General features: G+C 39.8%; 15 protein-coding genes and 3 pseudogenes. 12 read left to right on the forward strand and 6 right to left on the reverse strand.

Translation table 11 applies throughout. The annotated features are described in order from the left end of the window. The first annotated feature begins 370 nt into the window (after positions 1-370). The 10 genes and pseudogenes from AAFX60_011625 (at position 371) to AAFX60_011670 (ending at position 14713) form a co-directional block, all read left to right on the forward strand. Positions 371-2043, forward strand: a pseudogene (locus AAFX60_011625) (ABC transporter substrate-binding protein). Positions 2044-2191: 148 nt separating this feature from the next. Beyond that, positions 2192-3177: pseudogene (locus AAFX60_011630) on the forward strand (ABC transporter permease). Between the two features lie 2 nt (positions 3178-3179). Then, a complete protein-coding gene (locus tag AAFX60_011635) occupies positions 3180-4205 on the forward strand; it encodes an ABC transporter permease (protein XDF77318.1) in 1026 nt (341 codons plus the stop codon). 1 nt (position 4206) lies between these two features. Next, positions 4207-5190: an ABC transporter ATP-binding protein gene (locus tag AAFX60_011640; protein XDF77319.1), complete on the forward strand. Its 984-nt coding sequence runs from the start codon at positions 4207-4209 to the stop codon at positions 5188-5190. A 22-nt stretch (positions 5191-5212) separates the two neighbouring features. Further along, on the forward strand, positions 5213-6208 hold the full coding sequence (locus AAFX60_011645; protein ID XDF77320.1) for an ABC transporter ATP-binding protein: 996 nt from the start codon (positions 5213-5215) through the stop codon (positions 6206-6208). A 48-nt stretch (positions 6209-6256) separates the two neighbouring features. Then, positions 6257-7975 carry a glycoside hydrolase family 9 protein gene (locus AAFX60_011650; GenBank protein ID XDF77321.1) on the forward strand — a complete coding sequence of 573 codons (1719 nt, stop codon included), beginning with the start codon at positions 6257-6259 and terminating at the stop codon, positions 7973-7975. Positions 7976-7977: 2 nt separating this feature from the next. Then, positions 7978-8853: an N-acetylglucosamine kinase gene (locus tag AAFX60_011655; GenBank protein ID XDF77322.1), complete on the forward strand. Its 876-nt coding sequence runs from the start codon at positions 7978-7980 to the stop codon at positions 8851-8853. Positions 8854-8873: 20 nt separating this feature from the next. Next, the gene (locus AAFX60_011660; protein XDF78939.1) at positions 8874-10778 is read left to right on the forward strand and encodes a family 20 glycosylhydrolase; all 1905 of its coding nucleotides are present in this window, start codon (positions 8874-8876) and stop codon (positions 10776-10778) included. A gap of 43 nt (positions 10779-10821) precedes the next feature. Then, entirely contained in the window at positions 10822-13221 is a 2400-nt protein-coding gene (locus AAFX60_011665) for a N,N'-diacetylchitobiose phosphorylase (protein ID XDF78940.1), read from the forward strand. Positions 13222-13301: 80 nt separating this feature from the next. Continuing rightward, positions 13302-14713 (forward strand): annotated as a pseudogene (locus AAFX60_011670) (phosphoglucomutase/phosphomannomutase family protein). Positions 14714-14802: 89 nt separating this feature from the next. On the opposite strand, the gene AAFX60_011675 reads toward AAFX60_011670, so the two are convergent. The 6 genes from AAFX60_011675 to AAFX60_011700 form a co-directional block, all read right to left on the reverse strand. After that, positions 14803-15837 carry an ABC transporter ATP-binding protein gene (locus AAFX60_011675; GenBank protein XDF77323.1) on the reverse strand — a complete coding sequence of 345 codons (1035 nt, stop codon included), beginning with the start codon at positions 15835-15837 and terminating at the stop codon, positions 14803-14805. Further along, complete coding sequence (locus AAFX60_011680; GenBank protein XDF77324.1) at positions 15837-17468, reverse strand: iron ABC transporter permease; 1632 nt, start codon at positions 17466-17468, stop codon at positions 15837-15839. Before AAFX60_011680 ends, AAFX60_011675 begins: the two co-directional genes overlap by 1 nt. A gap of 67 nt (positions 17469-17535) precedes the next feature. After that, positions 17536-18549, reverse strand: coding sequence for a Fe(3+) ABC transporter substrate-binding protein (locus AAFX60_011685; GenBank protein ID XDF77325.1), 1014 nt, complete (start codon positions 18547-18549; stop codon positions 17536-17538). Positions 18550-18717: 168 nt separating this feature from the next. Beyond that, positions 18718-19947, reverse strand: a complete 1230-nt coding sequence (locus AAFX60_011690) for an ammonium transporter (GenBank protein ID XDF77326.1) — start codon at positions 19945-19947, stop codon at positions 18718-18720. Positions 19948-19964: 17 nt separating this feature from the next. After that, on the reverse strand, positions 19965-20303 hold the full coding sequence (locus AAFX60_011695) for a P-II family nitrogen regulator (protein XDF77327.1): 339 nt from the start codon (positions 20301-20303) through the stop codon (positions 19965-19967). A gap of 162 nt (positions 20304-20465) precedes the next feature. Beyond that, complete coding sequence (locus AAFX60_011700) at positions 20466-20834, reverse strand: YacL family protein (GenBank protein ID XDF77328.1); 369 nt, start codon at positions 20832-20834, stop codon at positions 20466-20468. Between the two features lie 141 nt (positions 20835-20975). Here AAFX60_011700 and AAFX60_011705 point away from each other — a divergent pair, with 141 nt between their 5' ends. After that, the gene (locus tag AAFX60_011705; GenBank protein XDF77329.1) at positions 20976-22121 is read left to right on the forward strand and encodes a sugar diacid recognition domain-containing protein; all 1146 of its coding nucleotides are present in this window, start codon (positions 20976-20978) and stop codon (positions 22119-22121) included. Between the two features lie 127 nt (positions 22122-22248). Then, complete coding sequence (locus AAFX60_011710; protein XDF77330.1) at positions 22249-23514, forward strand: GntP family permease; 1266 nt, start codon at positions 22249-22251, stop codon at positions 23512-23514. Positions 23515-23522 lie beyond the last annotated feature (8 nt).

Genomic DNA, 23522 nt, shown 5'->3' on the forward strand with positions numbered 1-23522 from the left:
TATAGAATAAAAAAAAATAATGCATATTTAAAAAGGTTAAATTGGTAAGTGGTCACTAACTTAACAGCATACAGAATGGTGTATATGAGATAAAGGTCACACCACTAGAATAGAGTAAAAAACACACACAATTACAGAAAATAACGTTTTTGACGTTAAAAAAAGTTATTTTGCCGTTTTTAACGGTAATCCAAATTGACGTTTTGAGCCGAAAACGGTTTCCTATACATGCCCAAGGCCTACAGACCACTCAAAAACCATTAGAAAGGCAATTTGGAAAAATGGATTTGAGGTAAGCCTTTAATGTGTGTTTATCAAATTGATAAAGACGTATATATCGTGAAACTAAAGCAAAGAGTAAGGAACAGCTATGCTTGCCAATATTAAAAAAACTACATTAGCTGCTGCAGTACTTGCAGCAACAACGGGTTTTGCAGCTACAGATGCAGCGGCACGAAGTGAGCTAACAGTAGTACCAGATTTCTACCCTACAATGATCCAAAACTTTAACCCATACCTTGCAACTAACCTTCGTACAACAACAGATTTTGTTTACGAACCACTAGTTATCTTTAATGAAATGCATGGTAACAAACCAGTTATGCGTCTTGCGGAAGATTTCCGTATGTCTGATGACCTTATGAGTGTAACTTTTGACATTCGTAAAGGTGTTAAATGGTCTGATGGTGAGAAATTCACAGCTGACGACGTAATTTACTCTTATAACCTACTAAAAGATAAGCCAGAGCTTGATCAACGTGGTATCAATAAGTGGGTTACAAACGTTGAACGTGTAAATGAATACCAAGTTAAATTCAGCCTATCTGAAGCTAACTCAAACGTTCCATACGAAATTTCACTAGTTCCAATCGTTGCTGAGCACATTTGGTCTAAAGTGAAAGATCCAACAACATTTACAAATGAAAACCCAGTAGGTACAGGTCCATTTACTGAGATCGATACTTTTACACCTCAACTTTACATTCAGTGTCGTAACCCTAACTACTGGGATAACGATAACCTAGATGTGGACTGTTTACGTGTACCTCAAATCGCAAACAACGACCAATTACTAGGTAAGATTGTTAACTCTGAACTAGACTGGACTTCTTCTTTCGTTCCAGATATCGATCGTACATACGCTTCAGCAAGTCCTAACCACCAATACTGGTACCCGCCATCAGGTACACAAGCATTCATGGTTAACTTCAAAAACCCTGATGCAGCTAAAAACGAAGCGTTAACAAACGTTGAGTTCCGTCGTGCTATGGTATGGCGCTTGACCGTCAAACAATCATTGATATCGCATTCTACGGCGGCGGTACTGTGAATGATTTCGCATCAGGTCTTGGTTATGCATTTGAAGCATGGTCTGATGAAGATACTCATAACAAGTATAAGAAATTCAACACATACAACGTTGAAGGCGCTAAAAAGCAACTAGCTAAAGCTGGCTTTAAAGACGTAAACGGCGATGGATATGTTGATACTCCATCAGGTAAACCTTTCGAGCTTCTAATCCAATCTCCAAACGGCTGGACTGACTTTAACAACACAGTTCAACTTGCTGTAGAGCAATTAGATGAAGTTGGTATCAAAGCGAAAGCTCGTACTCCTGAGTTCGCGGTATACAACCAAGCAATGCTAGAAGGTACTTATGATGTAGCTTACACAAACTACTTCCACGGTGCCGATCCACACCTATACTGGAACAGTGCTTACAACTCAGCACTTCAAGAAGGTGATGGTATGCCTCGTTTCGCAATGCACTACTTCAAAGATGCGAAACTTGATGCTCTACTTGATAGCTTCTACAAAACAGCTGACCGTGATGAGCAATTAGAAATCGCTCATGGCATTCAGAAAATCATCGCTGAAAACCAAGTAACACTCCCTGTGATGTCTGGTGCTTACATGTACCAATACAACACAAAACGCTTCAGCGGTTGGTGGAACGAGAAGAATCCTAAGGGCCGTCCAAATATCTGGGCTGGTATCCCTGAGCGTCTTCTACACGTTCTTGACCTAAAACCTGTTAAGTAATATGTAACTGTCTTTGCGGTGCACCCTTTGTGCACCGCCTATTCCCCCCCTTCCCTACTAGCTAAAGGAATGGCGCTCGTCGTCAGGGGATTTTATGTCCTGATTTCCAGGTCAGGCAAACAATATCTGGATGAGTAAGGTGTGAGTTATGGGATTTTTTCTAAGACGTTTATCGTTCTATTTTATTGCGTTGGTCGTTGCTGCAACGATTAACTTTATTATTCCGCGAGCAATGCCAGGTGACCCTGTTGTCATGATGTTCGCTAATGCAACCACTCAGGTAACTCCTGAGCGTATTGAAGCAATGAAACAATTGCTTGGCTTTGTTGATGGCCCTCTATATGAGCAATACTTTATCTACATCAAAAACATCCTAACTTGGGAATTAGGTACTTCTATCAAATTCTATCCGCTAAGTGTAAATGATTTACTTGGTGGTGCATTTGGTTGGTCATTGTTCCTAGCAGGTACTGCGGTAATTTTATCATTCTCTCTAGGTTCCATTCTTGGCATCTTTGCAGCATGGAAACGCGGTAGTGCTTACGATACCTTCATCTCTCCAGGGATGCTGGTTATCCAAGCGGTACCTCAAGTAGTTATTGCTATGTTAGCTATGTTTACCTTTGCTGTCGGTTTGAAATGGTTCCCTACTGGCTACGCATATACTCCAGGCACCATTCCTGATTGGACAGACTGGGCATTCATTAAAGATGTTGCTTATCACGCTATTCTTCCACTTTTTTGTGCGTCTATCGTTCAAATTGGTGGCTTCCTAATTAACATGCGTAACAACATGATTAACCTACTTGGTGAAGACTACATCACCATGGCTAAAGGTAAAGGCTTAAGCGAAAACCGCGTTGTATTTAACTATGCAGCACGAAACGCAATGCTTCCGAGTGTTACCGCTCTATCAATGTCATTAGGTATGGCAATTGGTGGTCAGTTAATCGTTGAAATTATCTTCAACTACCCAGGTCTTGTTCTGTACTATTTAATGCAATCACTTCTCGTGACTACCAAGTTCTTCAAGGTCAGCTGCTTATCATGACTCTGTTCATGCTGTTCTTTAACCTTCTTGCTGACATGTTATACGTTGTTCTAGACCCTCGCCTACGCAAGGGAGGAAAATAATAATGAAAGGCTTAATTAAACTACTTTCAGGTAACCCTAAATCTCTGTTTGGTTTAGGTATCCTATTCATGTTTATCTTCATTGCTGTATTCGCACCATTCCTTAGCGACCATGCTCCAGATAAACGTACTGGTAAACCACATGAATACCCAAGCTTTGTGGTAAACGCTGCTGAGAATAATCCTGAAGGATGGGTTGCCGAAAACCTAGCAACCGACCGCCGTACATTACTGATGTCTAAAAAAGCAGATCACGTAATGGGTACAACTCGTATGGGTCGTGACGTTTGGTCTCAACTTGCACACGGTGCACGCGTATCACTTGCTGTTGGCTTTGGTGCTGGTGTTGTTGTTTGTTTCTTAGCAACCATCATCGGTGTTTCTGCGGGTTACTTTGGCGGTAAAGTTGATGATGTATTAACAGCAGCAATGAACATCATGCTTGTTATACCTCAATATCCACTACTATTCGTTCTTGCAGCATTTATTGGTGAGGCAGGGCCAATGACCATTGCCCTCATTATCGGTTGTACCTCCTGGGCTTGGGGCGCACGTGTAATTCGTTCTCAAACCTTAGCACTACGTGAAAAAGAATTCGTTAAGGCAGCAGAAGTTCTTGGTGAATCAGCATGGCGCATCATCTTTGTTGAGATTCTTCCAAACCTTATCTCTATCGTTGGTGCAAGTTTCATCGGCTCAGTGATGTACGCAATCATGATGGAAGCAACCATCTCGTTCTTAGGTCTTGGTGACCCAAGTACAATCAGTTGGGGCATCATGCTTTACAACGTACAAACATCATCATCAATTCTAATTGGCGCATGGTGGGAACTGATTGCTCCTTGTATGGCTCTGACGCTACTAGCAATTGGTCTAGCAATGCTTAACTTTGCGGTCGATGAAATTGCGAACCCTCAATTACGTTCTCATAAAGGTATGAAACGTTGGAAGCAAATGGCTGCACAAGATACCGAAGAGCGTAAGCCAGATTTAGGTAAACCAGAATTAAATTGGAACAGGGAAGATTAATATGACTGACCCACAAATTTCTATCCGCAATCTGTGTGTGGATTACATTACTGACGCAGGTGATGTACGAGCTGTAAACAATGTGAGTTTTGACATTGGTAAAGGTGAAGTCTTTGGTCTAGCAGGCGAATCAGGTTGTGGTAAATCAACCGTAGCATTCTCTTTAATGCGCCTGCATAAGCCGCCAGCATTCATTACCGGTGGTGAAGTGTTCTTCGATGGTAAAGATATTTTAAAGTACAGCGATGCTCAAATGCAGGCATTCCGTTGGAGTGAAATGTCAATGGTATTCCAAAGTGCCATGAACGCATTGAACCCAGTACTAACGATGGAAGAACAATTTTGTGACGTAATTATGCGCCACACAACCATGACTCGTGAACAAGCAATTTCTCGTGCGCAAGGTTTACTTGAAATTGTTGATATTCACCCTAGTCGTTTGACTGATTACCCACACCAGTTCTCTGGTGGTATGCGTCAACGTTTAGTTATTGCAATTGCGTTAGCGTTAAACCCGAAAATGATCATTATGGATGAACCAACTACTGCTCTTGATGTAGTTGTTCAACGTGAGATCTTACAAAAAATCTATGCGCTTAAAGAAGAATTTGGTTTCTCTATTCTGTTTATTACGCACGATTTATCGTTAATGGTTGAGTTCTCTGATCGTATTGGGATCATGTATTCAGGAGAATTAATCGAAGTTGCTTCTTCTAAAGAAATCTTAACTTCGCCTTATCACCCATATACAAAAGGCCTTGGTAGCTCATTCCCACCGTTAACAGGACCAAAAACGAAATTAACAGGGATCCCAGGAAACCCTCTAAATTTACTAGAGATTCCACAAGGCTGTCGCTTCCAAGCTCGCTGTGATCGTGTACATGAAGCATGTCGTTCGATTCCAACACAGCTTCGTCAGATCGAGCCTGGACACTTGTCAAACTGTCACCTTTACGGTGAAACCATTGCACAAGTAAAAGCATAAAACGGATTTTCTGGAGTAAATTATGAGCAAAGAATTTGGCGAATTACTGATTGAAGGTAAGAATCTGGTTAAAGATTTCCCTGTAAGCAGTAACGCACTTAAAAACCCAATGATGCGTGCGATTAATGACGTATCTTTCAAAATGTACAAAAGCCGTGGTCTTTCTGTTGTAGGTGAATCTGGTTCAGGTAAATCCACCACAGCAAAAATGATAGCAAAAATGTATGCACCAACAGATGGTGTTATCGAATACAAAGGTCGTGATATTCAAACTATCGTTAAGAAAAGCGATTTAATGACTTATCGCGAAGGTGTTCAAATGGTATGGCAAGATCCGTTTGGTTCTTTAAACCCTACTCACAACATCTTCCACCATATTGCTCGTCCTCTTCTTATCCATAAGAAAGTGACTCCAGGCAATAAAAAGGAATTAGAAGAGCGCGTTTACGATCTTCTAGAACAAGTTGGCTTGATCCCACCTAAAGAAACTGCGGCAAAGTTCCCGCACCAACTTTCAGGTGGCCAACGTCAACGTGTAAACCTTGCAAGAAACATTGCTGTTGGTGCTGAAGTGGTATTAGCTGACGAACCAACCTCAATGCTTGATGTGTCGATTCGTGCTGGTGTTCTAAACCTAATGGAAGAGATGAAGTTCGAGAAAAAAATGTCTCTTCTTTATATCACTCACGATATCGCAACTGCACGTTACATTGCAGAAGATCTTGCAGTTATGTATGTCGGTCATATGGTTGAATGGGGTGATACGGATGAGATCATCCACGATCCACAACACCCATACACTCAACTACTTGTATCAGCAGTTCCAGATCCAAGTAAGTCGATCCATACAGAACTAAAAGGCAACAAAGGTGAAATTCCATTATGGACACCTGAATCAGTAGGCTGTCCTTTTGCTGGCCGTTGTCTTCACGCAAGTGCTAAATGTAAAGAACAAATGCCTGGCGTAACAAAACTGTCAGACAACCATTTTGTTCGTTGTTACTTATACGAAAATTAATTTCATTTGTAATTCTGAACAGCAGTAATTGGTATTTTGGAGAAATAGATGCAACTGTTAACTAACCATATTGGATATGAAACAAACGGACCGAAATCAGCAGTATTATTGGCTACCACTGCCCTTACGCAGCCAATATCAGGTCATATTGTTTGTACTCAAACACAAGAGGTCAAATACCGTTTTTCTATTTCTTCATCAGACCAAGTCGCTCATTGGCATCAAGGTTATTTTGCTGAGATAACATTTACTGATTTTACTGAAGAAGGTGAATTCATTCTTGTTATCGAAGGTGCAATGTCTCACTCTTTTGTTATCAAAACCAACTTATTAATGGCGCACACATTTTCTGATGTTATGCACTATTTTAAATCACAACGATGTGGTGGGATTTTCGATAAACAAGATAAACAAGCTCCTTTATTAAATAGCAACGAAACCGTCGATGTTCATGGCGGTTGGTATGATGCATCCGGTGATGTGAGTAAATACCTTAGTCACTTATCTTATGCTAATTACCTTAATCCTCAGCAAATTCCGATGGTTGTTTGGAATATGCTCAAAGGATTAGAACTAACACAAAACCTATCGGATTTTGCCGCTTTCTCTCGCACCCGTCTTACGGAAGAGGCGTTATTTGGTGCAGACTTCCTAGTTCGAATGCAAAATCCGGCAGGTTTCTTTTATATGACCGTCTTTGATAAGTGGAGTAAAGATATCAATCAACGTGATATTTGTGCTTATGCCACTCAAGAAGGTCATAAATCCGATGATTATCAAGCAGGATTCCGTCAAGGTGGGGGCGTATCTATCGCAGCTCTAGCCGCTGCATCTCAATTAACACTTGATGGCGAATTTACTCGCGAAGAATACTTAGCCGCAGCAACTAAAGGCTACTGGCACTTAAAAGAAAACAACCTTAGTTATTTAAATAATGGTGAAGAAAACATTATCGATGAATATTGTGCTCTTCTTGCTGTTATTGAACTGTTTAAAGCAACACAAGAAAATAGCTTCTTAATTGAAGCTCGAATTTGGGCCGATAAACTTTCTGCTCGTCAACAAAGTGATGATAATTTCGCACACTTCTGGTCAGCGACTGGTAATGGCGAACGTCCATACTTTCACGCTGCAGAAGCGGGCCTTCCCGTTATTGCTCTCTCTCAATACTTAGAAATAGAAACAGATAATAGTCGAAAAGCTCATACTCAATTAGTTATCAATCAAGCGGTTGAATTTGAACTGGCTATTTCATCTGAGACATTCAATCCATTTGGCTACCCAAGACAATACGTTAAAGCCGTTAATGGTCAAAAACGCAGTGCTTTCTTTGTTGCTCACGACAATGAATCCGGCTACTGGTGGCAAGGCGAAAATGCTCGACTCGGATCTCTAGCGAGTATGAGCTACCTTGTGTTACCACACCTAACCTCTAACGAGTTAAAACAAAGACTAGCCGCATTTGCTCAACATAATCTGAATTGGGTACTAGGTCTAAATCCTTATGACATGTGTATGTTAGACGGCCATGGCCACAATAACCCTGATTACCTTCCTCATCTTGGTTTCTTTAATGCCAAAGGTGGTGTTTGTAATGGAATTACTGGTGGTTTTGAAGACGAAGAAGATATTGCATTTAATCCTGCACCACATGGCGATGATATGTTGCAAAACTGGCGTTGGGGTGAGCAATGGATCCCTCATGGCGCATGGTATCTGTTAGCGATTATGTCTCAATCCGCTTATTACTCAGTTCAAGGAGCATAATCATGACGCATTTATATGTCGGTATTGATGGTGGCGGTACGTCTTGTCGAGCTCGTATTCGCAATGAACAAGGTAAATTATTAGGTGAAGCAAAAAGCGGAAGCGCTAATATCCTACTTGGTGTTGATGTAGCAATGAATTCAATCATTGACGCCATCACCCAAGCTGCTGCACAACATAATTTAACGGATGCGGATTTCTCTCGCATGCACCTTGGTTTGGCTCTTGCTGGCGCTGAACAAAAATCAGCTTGGCATAACTTTATGCAACAAGCTCACCCTTTTGCCTCAATGGTTCTTAATACCGATGCCTACGGCGCTTGTCTAGGTGCTCATAACGGTGAGAATGGCGCGATAATGATCGCAGGCACAGGCTCTTGTGGCATCTATATTAGCAACGGTCAACAACATGTTGTTGGTGGGCGCGAGTTCCCTATTTCAGATCAAGGCGGCGGCGCTATTATGGGACTTCGTTTAATTCAATATACCCTATTGGCCTCCGATGGTATTAAACCTACCACCGCTCTTACCGAACACGTATTAGCGCACTTTGAGAATGATATCGATAGTATCGTTGATTGGTCTAAAACGGCTCGTCCTTGTGATTATGGTCAGTTCTCACCTGCTATTTTTGAACTTGCATTAAAAGGAGACACGCTTGCTATCGATATGCTGCAACAAACAGCAAGCGATATTGAAATGTTTCTAACCGCACTAAACAAAAAAGGAGCAACAAAAATCGCTCTTATGGGAAGTATTGGTGAACGCATTGTTGAATGGCTATCGCCTTCTATTCGTCAATATTTAGTACAGCCGCAATTTGATGCCATTGAAGGTGGCATTATGATGGCAAGAAACAAAGAACATAACCTGTTCTAGTCTTTTATAAGGAAAAGATGATGGATTATCGTGTAGACCTTGTTGTCTTATCAGACAAAGAAAAGTTAAACCGTTTTGGCTTAACCTTACATAATTTAAGCGATGTGGATCTTCATCATTGGCAATTACAATTTACTATTGATCGTTTTATTGCACCTGAAAGTAATTCCCAAGGAACATTAGAACAAGTCGGTAGTTTTTGTAAATTAACTCCAGATGCCAACCAAGTACTAAAAGCAAATAATCACTATTATGTTGAATTTAGTATTGGTACCGCCCCTTTTCGCTTTATCACCGATGGTTTAGATGATGCCGCTATTTTTGTTGATGATGGCAAAAATACTCATTTTTTAGATGTATCGATCTCACCGATTGTTTTGGCTTCACCATACTCAGAGAGAACGTCTATCCCTAGAGTTGCTCCTTCTGAACTGTCTCTTATTCCAAAACCAGAATCAGTACAACGTTTTGATGGCCAATTTAATCTAAAAGATAAAATCTTTCTAGAAACACAAACCCATTTAGCACAAGGTGCCGCACAGTGGTTAAGTGATGAATTAGAAAATATTACTTCTTTAAAGTATCCGATTAAATCACAAGGTCAAATCCAATTCATTGCTAATCCAACATTAGATAAAGGTGCATATCAACTTTCGGTATCTGAAGATATCATCACTCTTACAGCAGGCTCTAATGAGGGATTCGTTCACGCATCTGCGACGCTTTTACAATTAATAAATGAAAATACACACTTGATCCCGTGTGCAAAAATCAAAGACCAACCACGCTTTCACTATCGTGGAATGATGCTAGATTGTGCAAGACACTTCCATCCACTAGAGCGTGTAAAACGTTTAATTAATCAATTAGCTCATTATAAATTTAACACTTTCCATTGGCATTTAACGGATGACGAAGGATGGCGAGTAGAAATAAAAGCCTTTCCTGAATTAACGCAAATTGGTGCATGGCGTGGGCCAGAAGAAGTGATTAAGCCACAATACACTCATATAGCAGAAAAGCATGGTGGTTATTATTCTCAAGAAGAGATTAAAGACGTCATTGCTTATGCAGAACAGCGTGGAATAACAGTAATACCTGAAATCGATATTCCAGGCCATTGCCGTGCAGCTATTAAATCACTACCTCATTTGTTAATTGATTCTGACGATAATTCGGTTTATCGCAGTATTCAACACTACACAGATAATGTGCTATCACCGGCAATCGAAGGTACCTATCAATTTATTGATACTGTGCTCGAAGAAATTGCAGATCTTTTCCCTGCACCATACGTTCATATTGGTGCAGATGAAGTTCCAAAAGGGGTTTGGACTGATAGTGAAAAATGTCAAAAATTAATGGAAGAGCAAGGTTATAGCGACCCTGTTGAATTGCAAGGTCACCTACTTCGTCATGCTGAAAACAAATTAAAACAACTAGGCAAACAGATGCTTGGTTGGGAAGAAGCTCAGCATGGTAATAAAGTCAGCAAAGATACCGTTATTTACTCTTGGTTAAGTGAAGAAGCAGCATTAAATTGTGCCAAACAAGGTTTTGATGTCGTACTCCAACCCGGTCAAACCACCTATTTAGATATGGCACAAGATTATGCTCCTGAAGAACCTGGAGTAGATTGGGCAAATGTTCTTCCTCTTGAAGAGGCTTATAACTACGAACCTCTTGCTGAATTAGCTGATAACGACCCTATTCGTAAACGCATTCTCGGAATTCAATGTGCACTTTGGTGTGAAATCATCAATAACCAAGAGCGTATGGATTACATGATTTTCCCACGTCTTTTAGCAATATCTGAAGGAATGTGGACACAAAAACAACACAGAAACTGGACAGACTTTTTAGCAAGGTTAAATGGACGATTACCAACCCTAACACGTCAGGGTATTAATTTCCGTCAACCATAAGTCACCCATTTATTAGTATTTTAGTTAAGGATAAAAAAATGAAATACGGTTTTTCGATAACGACAATCGTGAATATGTCATCACACGCCCTGACGTACCAGCACCATGGACTAACTACTTAGGTACAGAAAAGTTCTGTACGGTTATTTCTCACAATGCTGGCGGTTACTCTTTCTATAACTCTCCAGAGTACAACCGTGTTACTAAGTTCCGCCCAAATGGCACATTTGATCGCCCAGGACATTATGTTTATTTACGTGATGATGAAACTGGTGATTACTGGTCAATCTCATGGCAACCAGTAGCAAAAAGCTTAGACGAAGCAAACTATGAAGTTCGCCACGGTCTTTCTTACTCAAAATTCAAATGTGAGTACAACGGTATTGAAGCAACAAAAACGTTATTCGTACCAAAAGGTGAAGATGCTGAAGTATGGGATGTCGTGATTAAAAACACGAGCGATAAACCACGCACTATTTCAACGTTCTCATTTGTTGAGTTTTCATTTAGCCATATTCAATCTGATAATCAAAACCACCAGATGTCTCTTTACTCTGCGGGTACAGAATACAAAAATGGCGTACTTGAATACGATCTTTACTACAACACCAATGACTTTGAAGGCTTCTACTACCTAGCTTCAACGTTTGATCCTGATTCATATGATGGCCAACGCGATACCTTCTTAGGTCTATACCGTGATGAAGCAAATCCGATTGCCGTTGAAAAAGGACGTTGTTCAAACTCAGCGCAAACTTGTTATAACCACTGTGGTTCTCTGCATAAACAATTCACAATTCAACCAGGTGAAGAAGTCCGTTTTGCTTACGTACTAGGTATTGGTAAAGGTAATGGCGAACGTCTACGTGAAAAATATCAAGACGTAGCAAATGTGGATGCGGCATTCCAAGAAATTAAAAATCACTGGAATGAGCGCTGCGAAAAATTCCAAGTATCATCACCAAACGAAGGCCTAGATACGATGATCAACACATGGACGCTATACCAAGCTGAAACGTGTGTTGTATGGTCTCGCTTTGCTTCTTTCATTGAAGTTGGTGGTCGTACTGGTCTTGGTTATCGTGATACTGCTCAAGATGCGATTTCTGTGCCTCACGCTAACCCAGCAATGACTCGCAAACGTATTGTGGATTTACTACGTGGACAAGTAAAAGCAGGTTACGGTCTACACCTATTCGATCCAGATTGGTTTGATCCAGAAAAAGCAGATGTTAAACCATCTAAATCACCGACAGTGGTTCCAACACCATCAGACGACGACAAGATCCACGGTATTGAAGATACGTGTTCTGATGACCACTTATGGATCGTTCCTACTATTATCAAATACGTAATGGAAACTGGTGAGCATTCTTTCTTTGATGAAGTGATCCCATATGCTGATGGTGGCGATGCAACAGTCTACGAACACATGAAAGCAGCATTAGATTTTTCTGCTGAATATGTTGGTCAAACAGGTATCTGTAAAGGGTTACGAGCTGACTGGAATGACTGTCTAAACTTAGGTGGTGGTGAATCATCAATGGTTTCATTCCTACATTTCTGGGCACTTCAAGAGTTCCTAGATTTAGCTAAATTCCGTAATAACGATGCTGACGTAACGAAATATACAGAAATGGCAGCAAATGTTCGTGAAGCGTGTGAAACACACCTTTGGGATGACGAAGGTGGTTGGTACATTCGTGGCCTAACAAAAGATGGCGACAAAATTGGTACAGCGCAACAAACCGAAGGTCGAGTGCATCTTGAGTCAAATACATTAGCGGTACTTTCTGGTGCGGTATCTCAAGAACGCGGTGAGAAAGCGATGGATGCAGTTGATGAAAACCTATTCTCTGAATACGGTCTTCACCTAAATTCACCATCATTTGCAACACCAAATGATGATATCGGTTTTGTTACTCGTGTTTATCAAGGCGTAAAAGAAAATGGCGCAATCTTCTCTCATCCAAACCCATGGGCTTGGGTAGCAGAAGCGAAACTTGGTCGTGGTGACCGTGCGATGAAGTTCTACGATGCACTTAACCCATATAACCAAAATGACATCATTGAAAAACGTATTGCTGAACCATACTCATACGTTCAATTCATTATGGGTAAAGATCACCAAGATCATGGTCGTGCAAACCACCCTTGGTTAACTGGAACATCGGGTTGGGCTTACTTTGCAGTAACTAACTTTATCTTGGGTGTTCGTACTGGTTTTGATGGATTAACAATTGATCCATGTATTCCAACAAACTGGCCTGAATTTACCGTTACTCGCCAATGGCGTGGCGCCACTTACCACATTCAGGTGAAAAACCCGAACTCTGTAAGTAAAGGGGTTCAAAGCATTACGCTTAATGGTGCAGACGTTGTGGGTTCAGTACCGGTTCAAGCTGAAGGTTCTATTAACGAAGTTGTCGTAATTATGGGCTAAGCTCGTTTAATGATGAGCTAAGTGTTATAGACAAAAGTAAGGCACCTTATTCTGGTGCCTTACTATAAAAGGAATTTACTATGATTCAATTTGGTACAGGTGGTTGGCGCGCATTTATTGGTGAAGAATTTACCAAAGATAACGTACGTCTTGTTGCTCAAGCACTATCAAATATTATGATTAACGAACAAGTCCAAGATAAAGGGTTTGTTATTGGTTATGACCGTCGTTTCTTATCAGATAAAGCAGGAAAATGGTTTGCAGAAGTGGTTGCAGCCAATGGCATTAAAGTAAGTTTTATTGATAAGTTTGTTCCAACCCCTATCGTTATGTTCCAAACAAAAGAGATGGGTTGTATCTATTCAGCTTGTATCACTGCATCTCATAACCCTGCAGACTACAACGGTGTGAAAGTGTTCATCGAAGGTGGTCGTGACGCCGATGAAATCATTACCCAAAAATCGAACAACAAATTGCTCATTTAACTCAACAAGATGTTAATGCATTAGAATTTGAAGAAGCGGTTACTGCGGGAAAAATTGAAATCATTAACCCAATGAACGCATTTGTTGACTCAATCATCGACTTTATCGATATCGAATCAATTAAAAAAGCCAACTTACGTGTACTTATCGACCCAATGTTTGGTGTAGCAAAAAATGCGCTTCAAACGGTTTTAATTAATGGTCGTTGTGATGTTGACGTTATCAACGATGGTGAAAACCCTGCATTTGGAGGCTTAATGCCATCGCCAAGTGCCGCTACTTTGTATCGCTTAAAACACTTAGTTGCACACGAAGGTTATGACATTGGTATTGGTACTGATGGAGATGCTGACCGTCTAGGTATTATCGATGAAAAAGGTAATTTTATTCACCCTAATGAAGTCCTAATTCTCCTTTACTACTACTTACTTGAGTACAAAGGCTGGAAAGGGTCAGTGGTTCGTAATATTGCAACGACTCACTTGCTTGATAAAGTCGCAGCAGATCACGGCGAAAAATGCTTTGAGGTACCTGTAGGCTTTAAGCACATCAGCTCCCAAATGGAAGCCGATGATTCTTTAATCGGTGGGGAAAGTTCAGGTGGTTTAACCATTCGTGGACACATTAAAGGTAAAGATGGCGTATTCGCTTCCAGCTTATTAGTTGAAATGATCAGCGTGACAGGTAAAAAACTATCTGAAATGCTTGATGAGATTTACGCTAAATATGGTTACGCCTATACAGCGGAAGGCGATTGCACCTTTAAACCAGCAGAAAAAGAAACACTGTATAATAAAATTTATGTAGAGAAGCAACTACCTGAATTTGAATATGAAATAGAAAAAGTAAGCTATGAAGATGGTGCAAAAGTTTACTTTAAAAATGGCGGTTGGGTCATTGCTCGTTTCTCTGGTACCGAACCATTATTACGTATTTTTGCTGAAATGGAAGACAAACCAACTGCAGAAAAAGTACTTAATGAAATGAAAGCTTTCCTTTCTCTTTAGTTTCTACGTTTTAACAAAACAAAAGTTCTAAAGAATTAACCCAGCTAATATAAGAGTCTGTTAGCTGGGTTCTTTTTATACTACTGATATTAATCCTGAACAAAAACAATTGGACAGTGTGGTTTGATTTCAAACTTCACTTTTTCACCTATCGTTAATGAATCATTAGAAACGGCGATTAATTCCACACCTTCACTATCGATAACATAACGACACGTATCTCCCATAAATTGCAGCTCTTTCACTGTAGCTTCACCATTTACATCACGATATAACGTAATATTTTGTGGTCGCAGTAGCACTTCCGCTTTTTTATCCGCTTCCGTTGTGCTTCTACCACAAGAGATGAAACCAACTTGAGTATCTATATTTCCGTTTTGGTTAATCGTACCTGATACGTAAGATCCACCACCTAAAAAATCAGCTACGAAGCAACTATTAGGGGAGTAATATAAATCGTTAGAGCTACCAAACTGTTCAATCACGCCATGATTCATTACTGCTAATTTATCTGAAAAAGCGAAGGCTTCTTCACGACTGTGAGTAACAAAAATAGCTGTCACACCTTGTGCCTTAAAAATTCGACGGATCTCTTTAATCAAGTCATGACGTACTTGTGTATCAATATTTGAAAATGGCTCATCAAGTAAAAGTAAATCAGGTTCACTTGCCAACGCTCGTGCAATAGCTACACGCTGTTGTTGCCCACCTGACAATTGATGAGGATAACGGTCACCAAATCCGCTTAAATGAACTAGGTGTAACATCGACTCAACTTTATCGTCGGCTTTTTTCTTATCCCAACCTTTTAAGCCAAAACCAATATTTTGAGTCACCGTCAAATGAGGGAAAAGTGCATAATCTTGAAAAATCATGCCGATGTTTCTTTGTTCTGGTGGTAACCAAGTATTGTTATCCGTTATCACCTTACCATTTAAGTTCATCTCACCAGACGATAAAGGCAACAGACCTGCAATGGATTTTAATAACGTCGTTTTTCCACACCCACTTGCACCAAGTAAACAAACGATCTCACCTTGTTCAACATTTAATGAAAGCTGAGATAAGATATCTTGATCGTGATAGCGACAAGTCAAATTTGAAATAGATAATGCAGATTTCATTAATGATGTTGCTCCAAAGAACGGTTAACAATAATTAATGGAATTAACCCCACTAAAACCAATAGCACCGCAGGCATCGCTGCGATTTCTAGTTGCTCATCAGAAGCAAAATTAAACACGTAAGTTGCCAGTGTTTCAAAATTAAATGGACGCAATAATAACGCTGCATTGAGCTCTTTCATGGTTTCAATGAATACTAGAAGCCCCGCAATTAAACACCCTCGACGAATCAGTGGAAAGTGCACTCGACGCAGCATAGACCAAGTCCCACATCCCAATGTGCGAGAAGCCATATCTAATGAAGGTGGTATCTTATTTAAGTTACTTTCAATAGAACCGATAGCGACCGCTGAAAATCGAGTTACAGAAGCAAAAATTAACGCAAAAATAGAGCCAGAGAAAATTAGACCAATAACCCCAAAACCAAGTTGTTTTGATACATCATTAATAAAATGATCCAAACCAATCATAGGTAGCATAACGCCAATCGCTAACACCGTTCCTGGCACAGCATAACCTAATGAAGCTAAACGCATAGGAACAACGCTCCATTTACTAGCAGGCTGTAAGCGACGTAAAAAATTCACCACAACAGCAATGATTACGGCAATGACAGCAGAAATACTAGAGACATATAAACTATTGATGGCGTATTCTTGAAACTCAGCAGTCCAGCTTTGCTCAAAGTAATCAATTGCATAACTGATTAACTGCATTAATGGAAAAATAAAAGCGATTGAAACAAGTCCCCAACACCAAATTAATGCTCCCCACTTTTTCCAACCATGCAATTGATATTGAAATTCCTCGCTCGTATTAAATTTTTCTTGGAACATTTTTTGTTTACGACGGCTATAACGTTCACCACTGATCAATAATAAAATACCCATCAGCATAAAAGCAGAAACCTTAGCCGCCGCATTTAAATTTGAATAGCCAAGCCAAGTATCATACACCGCCGTCGTTAACGTATTCACCGCAAAATAGCTAACGGTACCAAAGTCCCCTAGTGCTTCCATTGCCACTAATGACAAGGCAACAGCAATCGATGGTCTAGCAAGAGGTAAAGAGATACGTTTAAAACTCTCCCAAGGAGTACATTTTAGTAATCGAGCCGACTGCAACAGACTGATGTTCTGCTCCATAAAAGCAGCACGAGCTAATAAATAAACATAAGGATACAAAACTAAAGACATGACTAAAATGGCTCCAGCTAATGTACGAATATCTGGAAACCAATAATCGCTGTATGACTGCCAGCCAAAAATATCACGTAATAACACTTGTATTGGGCCAGCAAAATCTAACCAATCTGTGTAGATGTACCCAACGATATAAGCAGGCATAGCAAGAGGCAAAACCAAAGCCCATTGCAAAATAGAAGAGCTAGGAATGCGGCACATTGCCATAAACCAAGCTGAAGGGACACCCAAAATAAGAGAGAAGAACATCGCACCAAACACTAATAAAACCGTATTGAGTGTGTATGTAGGAAGCACAGTATCAAACAGATGAGTAAATATATCGTCTGTATTACCGAGCGCTGTATATAGGATCGCTAAGATCGGCAAAACCAGTAGTAGAGAAAAACTCCAACTACTGGTTTTCCAAAATAATAATTTTTCTTTCATTGCCTAAACTGCAAGGCTCTTATAAAAATGATGAGGTATTGTTACCTCACCATTTTTAAATATCAAATTAAAGATCGAATTTAACTTCATCTAAAAGCTTAATTGCTTTTGTATGATTGTCAGCGATTTCGTCTAAAGAAAGTGTATCGGCTTTAAAGTCACCCCAAGAAGCAACTAACTCAGAACGTTTAACTCCTGGTTTTACGGGGTATTCATAGTTCACTTCAGCGTACATACCTTGTGCTACATCACCAGTTAAGAACTCCATTAATTTTAATGCGTTATCTTTATTTGGTGCGTATTTTGCCATCGCCATACCACTCACATTCACATGTGTACCGTCAGTATTTTGATTTGGGAAGTTAATGTATACCGACTCAGCCCAAGAAACTTGTTTTGGATCGTTAACCATTTTACCTAAGTAGTAACTATTACCTAAAGCAAGATCACAAAGCCCTTCTTTAATTGCTTTCACTTGCGCACGATCATTACCTTGTGGTTTACGAGCAAGGTTCGATTTTACGCCTTCTAACCACGTTTTCGCTTCTGCTTCACCATGATGAGCAATCATTGAAGAAACAAGAGATACATTATATGGGTGCTTACCACTACGAGTACAAATCTTACCTTTCCATTCTGGCTTAGCTAAATCAGCATAATCAAAATCAGCACCTAATTTACCCACACGGTCACGAGATGAATAAACGTTACGAGCGCGAAGTGTTAGAGCAAACCACTCATCTTCAGCATCACGATATTGTGCAGGAACATTTGCATCAATAACTTTACTATCAACAGGTTGAACTAAGTTTTTATTAGTTAATTCAGCTAAACGGCTAATATCAGTTGTTAAAATAACATCTGCGGGGCTTAATTCCCCTTCTTGAGCCAATTTCTCAGCTAAGCCTTTTTTAGCAAACTTAACATTAACCTGAATACCAGTCTCTTTTGTGAACTCTTTGAACATTGGCTCAACTAAGAAAGGTTGGCGATAAGAGTAAACGTTAACTTCTTCAGCAGCCATAACACTTGGTGCAAACATACCTGCAATTAAAGCAGAAACTGATAGTAATTTTTTCATGTTATTCCTTTAAAATCTTTACTTATAAATGGTAATAATAATAATTATCAATAACGGTATTATACGAAGAGATTTAGAAAAGACAATGATCCAATTTTCTTTTTGATAAAAAAGAGCCCCAATACTTGCGCATTAGGGCACTTGAATTTGTAAGGAAATATTAACTTTCTATTTTACACTTACAAACTCTGGGTAAGCATCGATACCACAATCATGTACATCCATGCCTTCAAGCTCCTCTTCCTCTGTTACTCGAATGCCGACTGTTGCTTTCAATACCGCCCATACAACTAAACTTGCGCCAAATACCCATGCGAAGATCACGACAGCACCAAGTAGTTGCGCTCCAAATGTGGCATCAGAGTTACTCAAAGGAACCACCATTAAACCAAAGAAGCCACACACACCATGAACAGAAATAGCACCTACAGGATCATCAATTTTAATTTTATCAAAACCAACAATACTAAATACAACCAGAGCTCCAGCGATTGCACCAACACTTACAGCAGCTAATGGTGACGGTGATAACGGATCTGCAGTGATAGCAACTAAACCTGCTAATGCCCCATTTAATACCATGGTTAAATCAGCTTTACCCCATGTGCTCTTACATACAAATAATGCCGTAATTGCTCCTGCCGCCGCTGCTGCATTCGTATTCAAAAAGATCTGGCCAACCGCAGTTGCATTCTCAAAGTCAGAAACCATTAACTGAGAACCACCATTAAAGCCAAACCAACCAAACCATAAAATAAAAGTACCCAGTGTAGCCAAAGGCATGTTTGAACCTGGAATTGGATATATTTGCCCTTTCTTACCGTACTTACCTTTACGAGCCCCTAGTAATAGAACTCCTGCAAGCGCAGCAGATGCACCAGCCATATGAACGATACCTGAGCCAGCAAAGTCACTGAATCCTGCTTCTGATAGGAAGCCACCACCCCATGTCCAATAACCTTCCATTGGATAAATAAAAGCGGTTAAAATCGCTGAAAAAATAAGGAATGACCATAGCTTCATACGCTCAGCAACCGCACCTGAAACCACTGACATTGCAGTAGCTACAAACACCACTTGGAAGAAAAAGTCTGATTCTAATGAATGATCAGCACCTTCAGCCTGTGTACCAATTAAGGTTCCTATAGAGGGTAAAAAACCACCAGAGCCGTTATCAACATACATAATGTTATAACCAACGACTAAATACGTAGTACAAGCGATTGCATATAAACAGATATTTTTAGTTAGGATCTCTGTTGTATTTTTTGAACGAACTAAACCAGCTTCTAACATGGCAAACCCTGCAGCCATCCACATAACTAATGCACCTGACATCAAAAAGAAGAAGGTATCTAACGCATAACGAAGTTCTGATACTGTTGTTGAAAGTTCCATAATATTGTCCTCTATCCTTAAAGTGCTTCGGTATCGGTTTCACCAGTACGAATACGCACTGCTTGCTGAAGGTCATAAACAAAAATCTTTCCATCACCAATCTTACCTGTGTGCGCCGCCTTGCTGATCGCTTCAACAATACGGTCAACCCCTTCCGCTTGAACGGCTATTTCTAATTTTACTTTTGGAAGAAAATCGACTTGATACTCAGCTCCTCGATATAGTTCAGTATGACCTTTTTGACGTCCAAATCCTTTCACTTCTGAAACGGTCATGCCATCTACTCCAGCATCGGCAAGCGCTTCTCTAACGTCGTCTAATTTAAATGGTTTAATTATGGCGTTAATTATTTTCATAGCTCAGTCCCTTGAATTTATTTGTTACTTATTCTTAACAATTCAATCGGTGTGCCAACATTAAAAATAATTATTATTCAATAAGATAGAAAAATGCAGAGTAACAAAACAAAAAAGGCCGCACTAATATAGTGCAGCCTTTCCCTATCAATGAGCATTAAATTAAAAACGATTTATAAATGCTTCCCAACTTTGAAGCATAGTTTCAAAGTCTTCTAATCCACATACAGATATACATTCATCATCATACATATGAATATCCTCTTCGAACTCTTCATCAGATTGTTCAAACAATGCGTTCTCCTGAACAATGACTTCTTGATCGCTCAATACTAATGTCATCACCTTGCCTGATAACGTCCACTCATCCTGTGTATTTTTAATTAAAGCGATGTGCTTATATATTTCTGCGAGTAAATCCGTATTTTTCGCTACATCTTCAACTAACCAACGTCCCATGGCTTCATGCCCCATGGAAAAATTCGCATGGTATGTACCCTCAAGGGTATTTTTCTTAAATTCGTAATCCATCGGATATCCTAACAATTATATCGGCGTTAACTCACACGTTTTGGATCAAAGACAATGCCGAGCTCTTTTACTCCAGTATAATCTTATCCCTATTTTTTTATAGCTAACTCCCTCCTTTCTTAATAGCTAAAAGGTTTAAAGATGCAGTTAACCACAATGATCGCCAAACAAATTGTCGAGCGTTCAATGAAAATTATCAAACACTCTGTCAATGTGATGGATGAGTATGGTGTGATTATTGGTTCAGGGGATCCATCAAGATTAAACTGTCGTCATGAAGGGGCAATACTTGCTATTAATGAAAATCGAGAAGTTGAAATCGATTACTCTACGGCTCAACAATTACGTGGTGTAAAAGCTGGAATTAACTTACCCATTGTGTTTCAAAATAAGGTTATTGGGGTTGTTGGTATTTCGGGAAAACCTTCAGAGATCCAACAGTACGGAGAGTTAGTAAAAATGACCGCCGAACTTATCATTGAGCAAGCCGCTTTAATGACTGAAATTCAATGGTCTAAACGCCACAAAGAAGAATTAGTTCTACAATTAATTCAACCATCAGACTTAAATACACAGCAACTTTATTCTATTGCTGAACGACTAGAGCTCGATCTTAATCAACCACGAATCGCAACCATCATTAAGGTAGATTCTTTTAATGGTGAAAACCTTTCTCTCAGCCATCTTCAAAAATTAGTTCATTTATTAGAATATCCAGAGCGCGATAATTTAGTGGCAATCAGCTCCGTGACCTTAAACGAAGTTGTGGTATTAAAGCCAATTACATTAACGGATATCGGATGGAATAGAAGCCATGAAGAAAAAAGGATCCGCCAATTATTTCAACGTATCTCCCATGATGAGAAATTCACAATAAAAATAGCATTGGGTGATTACTTTCCGAATCTAGAAGGACTAGCGCAATCTTATATGACAGCAAAAGCGACCATGAGTACTGCTAATGCTAAAAATCGCATTTTATTTTTCCAAGATAACAAGCTACCCGTTTTAATTAATGGACTAAAATCCGATACTTGGCGCATGGAACAATTAAAGCAACCTATCGTTAATCTTCAAAAAGCAGATCCTAAAGGGATATTACTCAAAACCCTTAAAGCCTTTTTTAATCATAATTGTGATTCAGCTCAAACCTGTAAATCATTACATATTCATCGGAATACTCTTCGCTACAGGCTGGATAAAATAAACAAAGAAACAAGCTTAGATATCAATAAGATAAATGATTCTACCTATTTGTACCTTGCTTCATTAATGAGTAATAAATAATACTCAATTTATGCAATTGCACAATGATTTAAATATTTAATCCATAAAATTTGGGCATTCGACTAAAGCATATTGATAACGATAACGTTAGATTACCGACATCTTAATTATTAAATGGAACGTTAATATGATCGAAGTATCTACCCTAGGCGCTATTTCAGCGCTCGTTGTTGCTATCGCCCTCATCCTTAAAAAGGTCCCGCCTGCTTATGGCATGATTATTGGTGCTCTAATTGGTGGTATTGTCGGTGGCGTTTCATTAACAGATACAGTTAACTTAATGATTGGCGGTGCTCAAGGAATTGTTACCGCAGTTTTACGAATTCTTGCAGCTGGTGTTCTTGCAGGTGTATTAATTGAATCAGGTGCGGCAACCTCTATTGCAGAAACCATAGTTAAAAAAGTAGGCGAAACCAGAGCACTGTTAGCATTAGCAGTTGCAACTATGATCTTAACGGCTGTGGGTGTTTTCGTAGACGTTGCTGTAATTACTGTTGCTCCTATTGCACTTGCGATTGCTCAGCGTGCTGACCTATCTAAAATGGCTATCTTATTAGCGATGGTTGGCGGCGGTAAAGCAGGTAACGTAATGTCACCTAACCCAAATGCGATTGCGGCAGCCGATGCTTTTAACGTGCCTTTAACTTCAGTGATGGCAGCTGGTATTATCCCTGGATTATTTGGGTTAGTCTTTGCTTATTTCATCGCTAAAAAACTCGTTAATAAAGGCAGCAAAGTCCAAGCTCATGAAGTAGTTTCTGTTGATCATTCTCGCCTACCTAGTTTTACGACTTCTATCGTGGCTCCTCTTGTTGCTATCAGCCTTTTAGCCCTGCGCCCAATAGCAGGTATTAATGTCGATCCTCTCATTGCACTTCCTTTAGGTGGCCTACTGGGTGCTGTTGCAATGGGACGCTTTAGAGATACCAATCATTTTGCAGTATCAGGTTTAACTCGTATGGCTCCTGTTGCTGTAATGTTACTTGGTACAGGTACATTAGCAGGTATCATTGCAAACTCCGGGTTGAAATCTGGCCTTATCGATATCTTAACTGCTTCAGGTCTTCCATCTTATCTACTTGCTCCGATTTCTGGTGCCATGATGTCGTTAGCAACAGCATCAACAACAGCTGGTACTGCCGTTGCAGCAAGTGTATTTAGTCACACAATTCTAGAACTTGGCGTTCCTGCTCTTGCTGGTGCTGCAATGATTCACGCTGGTGCAACCGTATTAGATCACATGCCACACGGTAGTTTCTTCCATGCCACTGGCGGTGCTGTACATATGGATATTAAAGAGCGTTTAAAGCTTATTCCATATGAATCAGCGGTTGGTCTCATGATCGCAACTGTTTCAACTCTCATCTTTGGCGTCTTCGGTTTATTTGTTTAATAAGGCTA

This window comes from Aliivibrio fischeri, from assembly GCA_038993745.2.
Lineage (GTDB): Bacteria > Pseudomonadota > Gammaproteobacteria > Enterobacterales > Vibrionaceae > Aliivibrio > Aliivibrio fischeri_B.